Below are 13,240 nucleotides of genomic sequence, written 5' to 3' on the forward strand. Positions count from 1 at the left end.
ATGAATGCTACGCTGGCGGCGGCGGACGGGCAATAGGCCGTTCAGCCTAAATCGCGGCGGCGCACCTGCTCCCAATCCAGGCCGAAGCGCGCCAGATATTTGCGCAGCCGGTCCGCGTCGTTGGGCTGGCTTTTGAGCTGACGCGAGGCGGCGAACAGCCGGCGGCCGGCCTCGGACAGCGAGGCGGCGTCGCGGCAGACGCGCAGCACGCCTTCCAATTGCATGCGGTCGAACAGGTCCAGCCGCGTCAGACGCTCCGGGTCGAGCGCCGCCAGGGCCTCGTCCGACGCTTGCTCTTGCCAACCGTGGCGCAGCCGCGCGATTTCCTCGTTGACGCCTTCCTCGTCAATGCGGCCGGCGTCGGCCAGCGTGGCCATCCGCGTGACCGAGGCGGACAGTTCGCGGAAATTGCCTTGCCAGCGCGCTTGCGGAGACGCGGCGAAGGCGAGGTAGGCGCGGCGCGCCTCGGCGTTGAAGCGGGCGCGTTGGCCATGTTGCTCAGCGTGGCGCGCCAGTTCGAACTCCAGATTGGGTTCGATGTCCTCACGGCGTTCGGCCAGGCCGGGCAAGTCGAAGCTCCATAGATTGATGCGCGCGTACAAATCCTCGCGGAAACGGCCGGCGCGCACCCATTGGCGCAAGTCCCGCACCGTGCCGCAAATCAACTGGAAATTGCTGTGCACCTCGCAATCGCTGCCAAAGGGGAAGAAGCGCTTTTCTTCTATGGCCTTGAGCAGCATCGCCTGTTCGTCTAGTCCCAGTTCGCCTATCTCGTCCAGAAACAGCATGCCGCCGTCCGCGCTGCGCAACAGACCGAAGCGTTCCGCGTGCGCGCCGGTGAAGGCGCCCTTCACATGACCGAACAGGGCCGACATCGCGCTGTCGCCGCGCAGGGTGGCGCAATTGACTTCGACAAAGCGGCCATCCAGCCGATGACGCGTTTTTTTCAGCTGGTAGAGCCGGCGCGCCAGCTGGCTCTTGCCCGCGCCGGTGGGGCCGCTGAGCAGGATGGGCGCGTCGGAGCGCACTGCCACCCGCTCGATTTGCTCGATCAGGCGGTTGAAGCGGGGGTTGCGGGTGGCGATGCCGGACTTGAGAAAGGACACGGTGTCGTCGCTCTCCTGGCGGAAACGTTGCGCGATCTGGTCGTAGCGCGACAGATCCAGGTCGATGAGGCTGACCTCGCCGGCCAGCCGCTGGCCCTGGCGCGCCGGCGAGCTTTGCAGCAGCCGCGCCGGCAGGTGACGGGATTCGGTGAGTAGAAACCAGCAAATCTGCGCCACATGGGTGCCGGTGGTGATGTGGACCAGGTAATCCTCGCGTTCGGTGTCGAAGGCGTAGCGCAAGGCGAAATCGTGTAGCGCCGCGTACATCTCCTCGAAATCCCACGGGTCTTGCAGATTGACTGCATGCAGCCGCACTTCGGTACCCGGAGACACCGCGGCGATATCCTGCGCCGTCAGCTGAGCCAGCCGAGAATGATGGTTGTCGTGCAGCAATTCCAGCCGCCGCAGCGGCATTTCGGGCTGGGCGCAAATGCCCACCGAGGGCCGCCATTTTTTCCAGCGCTCGGTGCCGTGGCCGCGCCGGTCCAGCACCGTACCCAGGAAACCAATCGCCACTCTTTCGCGCATATCTTATCTATTTGGATAATTTAATAGAATATTTTATCAAAAAAGACTTGGCTGTGTTTCTTCAAAATACGGAGATTGGTTGCCTCGTGGAAGGTTTGTTATTGTTTAATCAATGGCTTGTTGGTTCTATTTTGAGTTGTCATCAAGCTGGCACGATTCTGGCAATAAGCGAAATGGGTGCGGAGGCGCAAGCCTGTCCGCCCTTGGGGCGAAGCGCGCCGGCAGCGCGCTAAGAACCTGTTCACGATCTGCTGCGCGTCGTGAAGCGTTGCACGGTGAGTACAAGCTCAAAATGCTCATGTACCACGTGACCACTCCGCTTTTTCGCTCGTTTTCGCCTTGTCTCGCTCTTGCTCGCGAGATCGTGAACAGGCTCTAAGACCCGTTAACAGAACCCTTGATCCTGCGTTGGGCCTCCTTGTCGTACGACTTGTACTGTAGCTTCGCAGAAACTTTGTTTTCTGCGTCGGCGCGCCTTGGCTCAGGTACGCTGCGCGGTTCTGTTAGCGGCTCTAAAAACAGATATGCACAAAGAAAGACAAGAATATGACCGTGAATCCCTACCAAACCCTGCAAGCGCCCAATGGCGCGCCAATCAAGATGTGGACGCAAGGCGTCCCGGTGGAGGACGCCGCCCGCGAGCAACTGCTGCAAACCGCGCAGCTGCCTTTTATCTTCCGGCACCTGGCGGTGATGCCGGACGTCCATCTGGGCAAGGGCTCCACCATCGGCAGCGTGATCCCCACCGTGGGCGCCGTTATTCCTGCGGCGGTGGGCGTGGATATTGGCTGCGGAATGATGGCTGCGCGTACCACGCTGAGCGCCGCGGATTTGCCGGACCAACTGGGCGGTTTGCGCGGCGCCATCGAGGCCGCGGTGCCGCACGGCCGCAGTTCCCCCCGCTCCGGGCGCGACAAGGGCGCCTGGCAGCGACCGCCGGCCGGCGTGGACGCCGCCTGGGCGCGGCTGCTGCCGGGCTTCGACGCCATCGCGGCCAAATATCCCAAGCTGGCGAAAACCAATAACTACCTCCACCTGGGCACGCTAGGCACTGGCAATCACTTCGTCGAAGTGTGCCTGGACGAGGCGGATCGGGTCTGGTTCATGCTGCACTCTGGTTCGCGCGGCGTGGGCAACGCCATCGGCAACCTGTTTATTGAACTGGCCCAGGCGGATATGCGCCGGCACATCGCCAACTTGCCGCACCGCGAACTGGCTTATTTCAAAGAAGGCAGCTCTCATTTCAACGACTACGTGGAAGCCGTGGGGTGGGCTCAGGACTATGCGCGTCAAAACCGTCAACTGATGATGCGCCATGTGGTGGACGCCGCGCGCGGCGTGATCGCCAAGCCCTTCGACGCCGAAGTGGAAGCGGTGAACTGCCACCACAACTACGTGCAGCGCGAGACCCACTTTGGCCGAGACGTGCTAGTGACGCGCAAGGGCGCGGTGGCCGCCCACAAGGGCCAACTGGGCATCATCCCCGGCTCCATGGGCGCCAAGAGCTTCATCGTGCGCGGCCTGGGCAATGAGGAGGCTTTCTGTTCCTGCAGCCACGGAGCCGGCCGCGCGATGAGCCGCACCGAAGCCAAGCGCCGTTTCGATCTGGAAGACCAGCGGCGAGCTACCGCCCATGTGGAATGCCGCAAGGACGCCGACGTGATCGACGAAATCCCGATGGCTTACAAAGACATCGACGCGGTGATGGCGGCGCAGTCCAGCCTGGTGGAAGTGGTGCATACCTTGCGCCAGGTGGTCTGCGTGAAAGGGTGAAGGCCCGTTCCCGGCCCGGCGCGCGCGTTTTTTAACGTCCTTTGCTAGCCGTTTGGCGGGTGCGCGGCGGACATTGAACAGGTTCAAAGAGCGTGTTTGCGATCTTGCGAGCAAGGGCGAAACAAGGCGAAACCAGGGAAAAGCGGAATGTTCAAGTGGTGCATCGGTATTTCGCGGCGGCGTTTGCTGTGTGATATCTCCCTGCGCGGAGCGGATCGGAAACAGGTTCTAAAGAAAGGCGCCAACAGGGTTGGAAGCTCTGCGGCTGCCTGGAGATAGAGACAATGCAAGAATTTTTATTTCAGCACCCGCTGGAAGACGCGATGCGCGAGCGGGTGGGGCGTGAACTGGACACGCTGGAACGGCGGCATCGGGTGAGGGTGCTTTATGCCTGCGAATCCGGCAGCCGCGCCTGGGGCTTTCCGTCGCCCGACAGCGATTACGACGTGCGCTTCATCTACGTGCACGAGCCGGAATGGTATCTGCGCGTGATGCCGCAGCGCGACGTGATCGAACTGCCGATCAACAATGAGCTGGACATCAGCGGTTGGGAGCTGCGCAAAGCGCTGCGTCTGCTGCAAGGCTCCAATCCCACGCTGTGCGAATGGCTGCAATCGCCGCTGGTGTACCGGGCGGACCCGCAGGCCCTGCGCCTGCTGCGCGGGCTGGCGCCGGACTTCCGCTCGGACCTCAAGTGTCGCTGGCACTACCTGGCGATGGCGCGCAAGAACTTCAACGCTCACCTGCAGGGCGACAGTATCTGTCTGAAAAAATACCTGTACGTGCTGAGGGCTTTGCTGGCCGTGCGCTGGCTGGACGCCGGGCGAGGCATGCCGCCGACGCGCTTCGCCCAACTGGCCGCCGGGGTTGTGGACGCCGCCGAGCTGGCGGTTGAGATCAACCGCCTGTTGGCGGTGAAGATCGCCTGCGGCGAGTCCATGCGCGGACCGCGCCGCCCGCGGATCCATGCCTTCATCGAACAACAATTGGCGGCGGCGGAACCCGCGCCGGCGCTGCCAACGCCTCGTGGAGACAGCGCGCGGCTGGACCAGGCGCTTTGGCGCTTGGCCAAGCCGCTAGACCATGAACGGAAGCATTTTGAAGTTGCACTCACCGAGCCGCGTTTCACGACGCGTAGCAGATCGTAAACAGGTTCTGAGCGGCTGAACGAGCACGCTTGGCAAGTGGGCGACGGCGTCAGCTATCAGGGCCTGCTTTACCGCTGCCGGCAAGCTCATCGGTCCAATCCCGCTGGACGCCGGGCGTGGCTTTTACGCGCTGGGGTCTGGCCTGAGTTGAGCCTGACGGACCCGCCGTTGCGGCGGCGGGTCGATTAAGGTTTGCGGGATGGGCGGCGCCGTTTACGGCCGCTTGGCCGCCCAACTGGCGAAGCGCTGCTCCAGCGCCTCGCCGTTGTCGGTCCAGAACGCGGCGTCCATTGCCAGCGAACCGGCCATATTGGCCGGGTGGCTGGGCAAGTCCGCCTGGACCGCGGCCGGCAGCAGGCTAAGCGCCTTGCGATTGCTGGGGCCGTAAGGCATCTGCTCTGAATACAGCTTTTGCTGTTCCGGCCGGCTGGCGAAGGCGATGAACTTCAAGGCCTCGTCCTTGTTGGGCGAGCCCTTGGGAATAGCCCAGTAGCTGAACTCGCTGATGTTGTTGAGCCATACCATCCGCAGCTTGCGGCCCTCTCGCCGCGCCAGGCTGATGCGGCCGTTGTAGGAAGAACTCATCACCACGTCGCCGGACAATAAGTATTGCGGCGGCTGCGCGCCGCTTTCCCACCATTGGATATAAGGCTTGAGCTGATCCAGCTTGCGAAAGGCGCGGTCCACTCCGGCCGGCGTGGATAGGGTTTTGTAGACCTGGGCGGGCGGCACGCCGTCCGCCAGCAGCGCGATCTCCAGCGTGTAGGCCGCGCCGCGGCGCAAAGCCCGCTTGCCGGGGAAGCGCTTCACATCCCAGAAATCGCGCCAGCTTTGCGGCGCGGTTTTCAGCTTGTCTTCGTTGTAAGCCAGCACCATGGAGGCCAGAAACATGCCGATGGCGCAAGGCTGGGCCGCGCCCGGCACGAAGTCGGCCTTGTCGCCTATCCGTTTGTAATCCAGCTTTTCCAGCAGGCCCTCCTCACAGCCGCGTCCCTGCGCCGCGGCGTCCACCTCCACCGCGTCCCAGCGCGCACGGCCGGTGGCCGCCATCGCCTTGATTTTGGCGAACTCGCCGTTCCAGGCGTCCGCGACGATGCGCACGCCGCTTTGGCGTTGATAGGGCGCGTAATAGGCGCGCGACTGCGCCGCCTGGTTCTCGCCGCCATAGGACACTACCACCAGTTCGCTGGCGGAGGCGACGCCGCCGGCCAGCAGGCTGGCGGCGATGCTCAGATACGTCAGTTTCATGACCAATCTCCTCTTGTGCTGCGGAGCCGGCTTAGATCCGCTAACCCAACCCCTGATCCTGCGTTGCGCCGATTTGTCGTACGACTTGTACTGTAGCTTCGCAGAAACTTCGTTTTCTGCGTCGGCGCGCCTTGGCTCAGGTTCTCTGCGTGGTTTTGTTAGCGGCTTTTAGCCTTGCCGGATTGAACAGTCTAGGAAGCGATCAAAAAACTGTAAATTATATTTTGATTTTATTAAAAATTTGTTGCGGCACTGGCCGGCTTTGAGCGGGACAGGCGCTGCGCAAGCCTGCGCGGGAGAGGGCGAAAGCCGCTGAGCGAGCGGCTTTGCTGGGGGGGGAGTCTGTCGAAGCGGTACTCGCCGTGGACGCCTTACGATGCGCAGCGGAGATCCTACGGGCTTTTGGAACGTGTTTACGATCTAGCGAGCAAGAGCGAGGCAGCGCAGCAGACTTTGAACAGCTTCTCAGAAGCTGGGGGGAGTAATCACCCATATCACAATGGTCTCGCCGCTGCCCGGGTTGCGGTAGCGGTGCGGCTCGCTGCTGGAATAGGCGAAGCTGTCGCCCTGTTCCAGATGGAACTGGCGCTCGCCCACAAACAATTCCAGCGAGCCCTTGAGCACAAAGCCGGCCTCCTCGCCGTTGTGGCTATAGCCCTCGTTGCAGCTGGCGCCGGGCGGGATCAGGCAATGGATCATCTCCAGCTGGCGCTGGTTCCGGGGCGTCAGCAAGTGATCGACGAAGCCGCTCTGGTAGTCCAGCCGCGGCCGCTGCTCACGGCGCACGATGTAGTCCTTCTCATCCTCGGCTTGCTCGGCGGAGTCATTGAAAAACCATTGCACCGTTACCCCCAGGCTGCGCGCGATATTGACCAGCGCATTGATGGACGGCTGGGCCAGCTCGCGTTCTATCAGGCTGATGTGGCCCACGGACAGGCCGCTGGTTTCGGCCAGCCGGCTCAGCGTCAGGCCCTGGCGCTTGCGTAGTTGGCGGATGCGGGCGCCCAGCTGCAGCGGGGCCTCGGCGGCGGATGTTGCGTTTTTGCTCACGATGAAATCCTGTGCGACGGCGCTTGGCCGCGGTTCATGCTTGAATTTTATTAAAAAAATTTGCAATAAATTTTAATTTAAGCAAAATCAAAGCGCCACTGCGATGGCGTCCGCCAACCCGATCAAAGGTTCACGCGATGAGCACCTTGTTCCCCTTGCTGTTCTCCCCGTTGCGCATCGGCCCGGCGCTGCTGAAGAATCGTATCATGTCCACCGGCCACGACACCGTGCTGCCAGAGGATGGCCGGGTCAGCCCAGCGCTGGTGGCCTACCACCGGGCGCGGGCGCGCGGCGGCGTCGGCCTGATCGTGTTGCAAGTCTCCGGCGTTCACGAAACCGCGCGCTACACCTCGCACGCCTTGATGGCCACCGACGACAGCTGCGTGCCCGGCTACCGTCAACTGGCCGAGGCCGTGCACGCCGAAGGCTGCAAGCTATTTGCCCAGCTGTTCCACCCCGGCCGCGAAATCATGGAAAGCGCCGATGGTCTGCTGAGCGTGGCCTACGCGCCGTCGGCGACGCCCAGCGAGCGCTTCCACGTGCAGCCGCGCGCGCTGAGCCGCGAAATGATAGACGAAATCATCGCTGGCTACGGAGCGGCGGCGCGGCGGCTGCGCGCCGCCGGCGTGGATGGCGCCGAGATCGTCGCCAGTCACGGCTATTTGCCGGCGCAATTCCTCAACCCCCAAGTCAACCGCCGCCAAGACGGCTATGGCGGCGACGAGGCCGGCCGGCTGCGCTTCCTGCGCGAAGCGGTGGCCGCCGCCCGTGCCGGTGGCGGGCCGGGCTTTGTGGTGGGTCTGCGCATTTCCGCCGGCGAGGAAGAAGGCGAGGGGATGGACGCCGAGCTTGCGCTGGCGGCGACGCGGGCGCTGGAGAGCGAACTGGACTACGTCAGCCTGGTGGCCGGCAGCTCCGCCACCCTGGGCGCGGCCATCCACATCGCGCCGCCGATGGCGTTGCCGGCCGCCTACCTAGCGGAGCAAGCGGCGCGCTTCAAGCGCGCGCTGAGCATCCCGGTGTTGCTGGCCGGGCGCATCAACCAGCCGCAGGAAGCAGAACAACTATTGGCCGGCGGGCAGGCCGACGGCTGCGGCATGACCCGCGCGCTGATTTGCGACCCGGAACTGCCGGCCAAGGCCGAGCAGGGCCGGCATGACGACATCCGCGCCTGCATAGGCTGCAACCAGGCCTGCATCGGCCGCTTCCACCGCGGCCTGCCCATCTCCTGCATCCAACACCCGCAAAGCGGCCGCGAACTGGAATACGGCGAACTGCGGCCAGCCGCCGCGCCGCGGCGAGTGCTAGTGGCCGGCGGCGGCCCGGCCGGCATGAAGGCGGCGGTGATCGCGGCGCAGCGCGGCCATCAGGTCAGCCTGTACGAAGCGGGCCCGCAACTGGGCGGCCAGGCGCTGCTGGCGCAACTGCTGCCCGGCCGCGCCGAGTTCGGCGGCCTGATCACCAATCTGGAACGGGAGCTGCAACTGGCTGGCGTGGAAGTGAGGCGCAACGTCAGGGTGGACCGCGAACTAGTGCGGCGGCTGGCCCCGGACGCGGTAGTGGTGGCCACCGGCGCGCGGCCGCGCTGGCCGGCGCTGGAAGGCGGGGGGGCAATGCAAGTGCTGGACGCCTGGCAAGTGCTGCGCGGCGAAGCGGTGAGAGGGGGCAAGGTGCTGGTGGCGGACTGGCGCTGCGACTGGATTGGCCCCGGCATCGCGCTGCGGCTGGCCGCCGCCGGCCATCAGGTAAGGCTGGCGGTCAACGGCACCCACGCCGGCGAAGCGCTGCAAATGTATGTGCGCGACCACCTGGCCGGCCAACTGCAGCGCGCTGGCGTGGCGGTAACGCCGTACGCGCGGCTGTACGGCCACGACGACGACAGCGTGTATCTGCTGCACACCGCCAGCGAGGAAGCCATGGTGGAAAGCGATGTGGACTGCCTGGTGCTGTGTCAGGGGCACCAGGCCGAGGATGGTTTATTGGAGGAATTGAGCGGCTGCGGCGCCGAGCTGCACGCCATAGGCGATTGCCTGGTGCCGCGCACCGCGGAAGAAGCCATCTATGAAGGCATGCGGCTGGGCTGGCGTTTGTAGCTGCCTGTCCGGCCGCCTGGTGGCTTCAATCCAGCGTCTCGAAGCGTTCGCCTACGAACACCCGGCTGGGGTTGCCGCGCGCCACCTGATGGTGCAGCAAGCGCCGCGCCGCGCGCGCGCCGGCCTGGTCCCGCTCCGCCAGTTGTTCCAGTTTCAGTGCGATCAAGCGCAGCGCCAGTCGCTTATTGGCGTGCTGGCTGCGTTCCGACTGCACCTTGACGCTGATCCCGCTGGCCAAATGGGTAGCGCGCACCGCTGATTCCGTACGATTGACGTGCTGGCCGCCGGGGCCGGAAGCGCGCAGGGTTTCGAAGCGAATTTCACCGGCTAGTTCGGCGGCTGGCTCCGGGCAGCGCGCCACGCCGATGAACCAGTTTTTGCGCGGGTGGCGCGGCCGGTAAGGACTGGCCGCCCGCCATTGCAGCGTGCCGGTCCATCGCGTGGCCAGCGCCTCGGCGGCTTCGCCCTCCAGGCTCAACAGTGCCGAGCGCAGTGTGCCCGGCCGCGGGCCATCTTCCCGCTCCAGCAGTTCCAGCCGCGCGCCTTGCGCCTCGGCTTCTGCCTGAAGGCGCGCCAGCGCCTTGGCCACCGCCAGGCAGCACTCCTCCGGTCCCTGGGCGGCGGAAAATTGCAACAGAATCATCAGCAGCACTCCCCGCGGGTTTTATAGGTCAGCACCGGCGCCAGCCGCGCCAGCGGCCGCACCAGGCCGGCTTGGACCAGGGTGTCGACAATGTTGTCCACCGGCTTGTAAGCCTCCGGCGCTTCTTCGTAGATCAACTGGCGATCTTGGCAGATCACCTGGCCACCCAAGCGGGTACGCGCCAGCTGCGCCGGGCTGAAGCGCCGCGACAGCCGGTCCTTGCACTCGCTGCGCATCCATTTTCGGCCGGCGCCATGCGCCAGCGACAACAGACTCAGCTCGCTGGGCAGCGGCTCCACCAGATAAGTGAAATCCCCGCGCGAACCGGGAATCGCCACCAGGCCGGCATCTGCCGGCGTGGCGCCCTTGCGGTGCAGCCAGCCGTCGACGCCGCCTATGCGCGCCGGCGACACCAGGTTGTGGTTGACGTCAAGCAGCGCTTCGCCGTCGGCGCGCAGTCGCTCCAGCATGCGCTGCGCAATCAGCAGCCGGTTGGCCTCGGCGAAGCGCAGGCCGGCGTTGTGGCGTGTGAGGTAGGCGGCGAAGTCCGAGCAGTCTTCCGGCAAGCCGGCATGGCCGTGGCGGTCCACCTGCTCGCGCAGAATGGCCTGGCCCAGGCCGCGAGAACCGCTATGCACCAGCAGCAACAGCCGCTTGGGGTCCAGCGCCAGCCCGGCGGCGCGCTCGGCGTCGTAAATCCGGTCCACGCGTTGCAGCTCGGCGAAATGATTGCCGCCGCCTATGGTGCCCAGCGCGCTGTCGAAACCGCTGGCCGGCAGCGCCAGCGCCGCCACCCGTTCGCGCCAGTCCTCACCCAGCGGGCCGTCCAGATTGCCCAGCCGCTTGTCCAGTTTGTCCGCGCTCAATTTGCTTACGGCGAGATCCGTGCGCCACAGCGCCATGCCGCAGCCGATATCCCCGCCGATCAAGGCTGGATACACGCGGCCGACGGCGAAGAAGGCGGCGCCCACCGGATAGCCGCGGCCGGGGTGCAGGTCCGGCATGCCGGCCACGCGGGCCATGCCCGGCAGCGCGGCGCTAGTGTGAAGTTGCTGGATCGCGGCGCCCTCGATCCAAGTGTCGTCCGAGGCCAGCAGAGTGACGGTCTCGGACAGGGTTTGCATGCAATTGCCCATGAGTAATCCCACCCAATCCGGCGCGACGGCGGCGGCCTGGCGCAACGAGCGCGCAGGCGCAATGCGGTCCTGAGCCGGAGGGTTCAGTAAAACGGTATTGAAGGAAATGAGTTGGCTAGGGCAGAGCCGGGGCCGGAGGCCATTCGACGCGCGCGGCGGCAATGCCGGGCGTGGGGGAATCGATCAAGCTTGGGCGCGCTCTGCCAGGAAGGATGCTGTATGCCGCATGAAGGTCTCCTTGGCTGCGTGATTAAAGAAAGGCCAGCATGGTAACGCAGAAGCCACGGCGATGCAATACGCATGCGCCGCGGCAGTGCCATCAGCCGGCGATATGCGCTGTCAGCCCGCTGGCGCCGGCGGCGACCTGCTCGCCCAAAGTGTGGCCGTCCGGGTAATCGCCGCCGTTCTGGCGGCGGAAGGGAATCGGCGCTTCATCCCACACCCCAAGCAGTCTTTGCCGCCAGGCGTCCTTGGCCGCGTCCATATCGGTGGCGGAAAGACGGTTGGCGTCGTACACCGCATGGGTGGGCAGCACCTCCATGCCGGGGTAGAACAGGCAGCCATGTGTCACGGGAAACAACAGTTGCTCCAGCGGCCCGTTGATGCCGCGCGGGCCGTAGTCCCGCTCCGGCCCGCCCACCATCGCGGCTAGCATTGCGCGCTTGCCGCTCAGCGCGCCGTCGCCGTAGCGCCAGCGGTTGCCTTCGTTGCGATAGCCATAGGCGAAGCCGTAAGCGTAGACTCGGTCAATCCAACCTTTGAGCAAGGCGGGCAAGCCGTACCACCACAGCGGAAACAGCATGATCACCAAGTCCGCCGCCAGCAGTTTTTGCTGTTCGGCCGCCACATCGGCGCTCTGCCGGCCATTGGCGTAAGCGTGCTGGGATTCGGAGATCAGGAATAAGCGCTGTGGATTGATCCGGTCCGGGAAATCCTGCGCGTCGGCGCCGGCTTTCCAGCTCATTGCGTAGAGATCGGACTCCATGACCTCGCAGCCCTGCTGTTGCAAGGTCTGCCGCGCCAGCGCGGCGAATTGGGCGGTTAGCGACGCCGGGTCCGGGTGGGCGTGGATGATCAGGGCGTGTCGGTTCATGCGGCCTCCAAGCGTTTAAAGGTGGAAAGCCGTCAGTCTGACGCGTGGTCAACAATTCGTGAAATCACGGTTTTTATTGCTTACTATTCATCAGATGGATACCAAACGACTCGACCTCAATCTGCTGGTAACGCTGGAAGCCTTGCTGGTGGAACAGAACGTGACGCGCGCGGCCGCGCGGCTGAGCTTGAGCCAGCCGGCGGTGAGCGCGCAATTGAACCGCCTGCGCGAATTGTTTGACGATCCGCTGCTGGTGACCGTCCACCGCGGCATGTACCCCACGGCCAAGGCGCTGGAAATGTTCGAGCCCTTGCGCAAGGCGCTGAACGAAGTGCGCGCCACCGTGGCCGGACATCAGGACTTTGAACCGGCCAGCGCGGACCTTACCGTGGCTATCGCCTGCACCGATTACCTGCAAGCCGCGCTGCTGATCCCGCTGGCGCGGGAACTGCACAAAAGCGCGCCCGGCGTGCGGGTGGCGGTGCGCACGCTGGACCCGCACCGGCTAGAGGCGCAGCTGGAGCAGGGCGATCTGGACCTGGCGCTGCTCACCCCGCCGGCCGCCCCGTCCAAACTGAACAGCTGCCGGCTGTTTGACGAACACTATGTGCTGATTGGCCGCCGCGACCACCCCGCCCTGAAGGAGGGGCTGAGCGTGGAAGAATACGCGGCGCTGGACCACGTCATCGTGTCCTTGGACGGCAACGGCTTCTTCACCCCGGTGGACCGCACGCTGGCGGCGCTGGGCCTGCGCCGCAACGTGGTCTTGTCCGCCGCGTCCTTCCTGTTTGTGCCGGAAATGGTGGCGCAGTCCGACTTTGTCGCGCTGGTGCCGCAGCGCCTGGTGCAAGACCGCGGCGACGCGCTAAAACAAGTGGAGTTTCCGCTGCCCACGGAAAGCTTTGAAGTGGGCATGGTCTGGCATGACCGCACCCAGCAGCACCCCGGCCATCGCTGGATGCGGGACTTCATCGTTACCCTGGTTAATGCTCAGGCGGGCTCGGCGGCGGATGCGGTGCCTCTCTCTTAAGTATCTGTTTACGACCTTTTCTGATCGGAAGTATTGTTCAAGACATTGAATCGGCTGCGCAGATGATGTTTAGGGTACATGGCCTGCCACGCACGGCACTCGGTGCACGGCTACTCTTGTCGGACCCCGCCGGCTTGACGCCCTCCCGCTCCTCCCCAACAATAGCCCCCGCGCCGCAGCAATCGCGGTGCTCGGGATTGGTCTCCCGATTATGAGTTCTTAGCGGATGCGCTGTTTCTACAGCGTATCCGTTGCCATTGCTTTGCCTATTCGGGCGGGCCGTGGCAAGTGGCGCCCTGATGGGCGCGCCGGCTTTCGTAAGAGCTCACCGGTAGACCAACTCTTGTCATGTGCCCGCCCTGCCGCCTTGCGGCCGGGCCCTTCTGCTCAGG

11 protein-coding genes are annotated in these 13,240 nt (G+C 64.7%); 5 read left to right on the plus strand and 6 right to left on the minus strand.

Translation table 11 applies throughout. From position 1 onward, the window contains the following. Positions 1–41: 41 nt before the first annotated feature. Positions 42–1,634: an RNA repair transcriptional activator RtcR gene (rtcR, locus tag ACUXV1_RS10800; protein WP_203391071.1), complete on the minus strand. Its 1,593-nt coding sequence runs from the start codon at positions 1,632–1,634 to the stop codon at positions 42–44. Between the two features lie 546 nt (positions 1,635–2,180). Between rtcR and ACUXV1_RS10805 the strand changes: the two genes are divergently transcribed. The 3 genes from ACUXV1_RS10805 (at position 2,181) to ACUXV1_RS10815 (ending at position 4,744) form a co-directional block, all read left to right on the plus strand. Continuing rightward, positions 2,181–3,407, plus strand: a complete 1,227-nt coding sequence (locus ACUXV1_RS10805; RefSeq protein WP_203391070.1) for an RtcB family protein — start codon at positions 2,181–2,183, stop codon at positions 3,405–3,407. A 284-nt stretch (positions 3,408–3,691) separates the two neighbouring features. Then, positions 3,692–4,555 (plus strand): nucleotidyltransferase domain-containing protein, encoded by an 864-nt coding sequence (locus ACUXV1_RS10810; protein ID WP_203391069.1) that lies wholly within the window; start codon positions 3,692–3,694, stop codon positions 4,553–4,555. A gap of 36 nt (positions 4,556–4,591) precedes the next feature. Next, a complete protein-coding gene (locus ACUXV1_RS10815) occupies positions 4,592–4,744 on the plus strand; it encodes a carbohydrate-binding protein (protein ID WP_370624304.1) in 153 nt (50 codons plus the stop codon). Positions 4,745–4,768: 24 nt separating this feature from the next. Here ACUXV1_RS10815 and ACUXV1_RS10820 read toward each other — a convergent pair whose 3' ends face one another. Continuing rightward, positions 4,769–5,803, minus strand: a complete 1,035-nt coding sequence (locus tag ACUXV1_RS10820; RefSeq protein ID WP_081556609.1) for an ABC transporter substrate-binding protein — start codon at positions 5,801–5,803, stop codon at positions 4,769–4,771. Positions 5,804–6,268: 465 nt separating this feature from the next. Next, complete coding sequence (locus ACUXV1_RS10825) at positions 6,269–6,853, minus strand: cupin domain-containing protein (protein ID WP_446015391.1); 585 nt, start codon at positions 6,851–6,853, stop codon at positions 6,269–6,271. A 137-nt stretch (positions 6,854–6,990) separates the two neighbouring features. Between ACUXV1_RS10825 and ACUXV1_RS10830 the strand changes: the two genes are divergently transcribed. Continuing rightward, the gene (locus tag ACUXV1_RS10830; RefSeq protein ID WP_446015392.1) at positions 6,991–8,946 is read left to right on the plus strand and encodes an oxidoreductase; all 1,956 of its coding nucleotides are present in this window, start codon (positions 6,991–6,993) and stop codon (positions 8,944–8,946) included. A gap of 25 nt (positions 8,947–8,971) precedes the next feature. Here ACUXV1_RS10830 and prfH read toward each other — a convergent pair whose 3' ends face one another. From prfH to ACUXV1_RS10845, 3 genes are all read right to left on the minus strand, one after another. Next, the gene (prfH, locus tag ACUXV1_RS10835) at positions 8,972–9,589 is read right to left on the minus strand and encodes a peptide chain release factor H (RefSeq protein ID WP_081556641.1); all 618 of its coding nucleotides are present in this window, start codon (positions 9,587–9,589) and stop codon (positions 8,972–8,974) included. Continuing rightward, the gene (locus ACUXV1_RS10840; protein ID WP_446015393.1) at positions 9,589–10,713 is read right to left on the minus strand and encodes an RNA ligase RtcB family protein; all 1,125 of its coding nucleotides are present in this window, start codon (positions 10,711–10,713) and stop codon (positions 9,589–9,591) included. The genes prfH and ACUXV1_RS10840 overlap by 1 nt, the downstream gene beginning before the upstream one ends. Before the next feature lie 331 nt (positions 10,714–11,044). After that, positions 11,045–11,818 carry an NAD(P)H-dependent oxidoreductase gene (locus ACUXV1_RS10845; protein WP_446015394.1) on the minus strand — a complete coding sequence of 258 codons (774 nt, stop codon included), beginning with the start codon at positions 11,816–11,818 and terminating at the stop codon, positions 11,045–11,047. A 94-nt stretch (positions 11,819–11,912) separates the two neighbouring features. Between ACUXV1_RS10845 and ACUXV1_RS10850 the strand changes: the two genes are divergently transcribed. After that, positions 11,913–12,848: a LysR family transcriptional regulator gene (locus tag ACUXV1_RS10850; protein ID WP_043634192.1), complete on the plus strand. Its 936-nt coding sequence runs from the start codon at positions 11,913–11,915 to the stop codon at positions 12,846–12,848. The last annotated feature ends 392 nt before the right edge of the window (positions 12,849–13,240 follow it).

The sequence above is a fragment of the Chromobacterium sp. W521 genome (assembly GCF_052805975.1).

What these genes read in the sequence shown, in the direction of transcription:
- rtcR (WP_203391071.1), bottom strand. Translation starts at nt 1,634, where the DNA reads ATGCGCGAAAGAGTGGCGATTGGTTTCCTGGGTACGGTGCTGGACCGG.
- ACUXV1_RS10805 (WP_203391070.1), top strand. Translation starts at nt 2,181, where the DNA reads ATGACCGTGAATCCCTACCAAACCCTGCAAGCGCCCAATGGCGCGCCA.
- ACUXV1_RS10810 (WP_203391069.1), top strand. Translation starts at nt 3,692, where the DNA reads ATGCAAGAATTTTTATTTCAGCACCCGCTGGAAGACGCGATGCGCGAG.
- ACUXV1_RS10820 (WP_081556609.1), bottom strand. Translation starts at nt 5,803, where the DNA reads ATGAAACTGACGTATCTGAGCATCGCCGCCAGCCTGCTGGCCGGCGGC.
- ACUXV1_RS10830 (WP_446015392.1), top strand. Translation starts at nt 6,991, where the DNA reads ATGAGCACCTTGTTCCCCTTGCTGTTCTCCCCGTTGCGCATCGGCCCG.
- prfH (WP_081556641.1), bottom strand. Translation starts at nt 9,589, where the DNA reads ATGATTCTGTTGCAATTTTCCGCCGCCCAGGGACCGGAGGAGTGCTGC.
- ACUXV1_RS10840 (WP_446015393.1), bottom strand. Translation starts at nt 10,713, where the DNA reads ATGCAAACCCTGTCCGAGACCGTCACTCTGCTGGCCTCGGACGACACT.
- ACUXV1_RS10845 (WP_446015394.1), bottom strand. Translation starts at nt 11,818, where the DNA reads ATGAACCGACACGCCCTGATCATCCACGCCCACCCGGACCCGGCGTCG.
- ACUXV1_RS10850 (WP_043634192.1), top strand. Translation starts at nt 11,913, where the DNA reads ATGGATACCAAACGACTCGACCTCAATCTGCTGGTAACGCTGGAAGCC.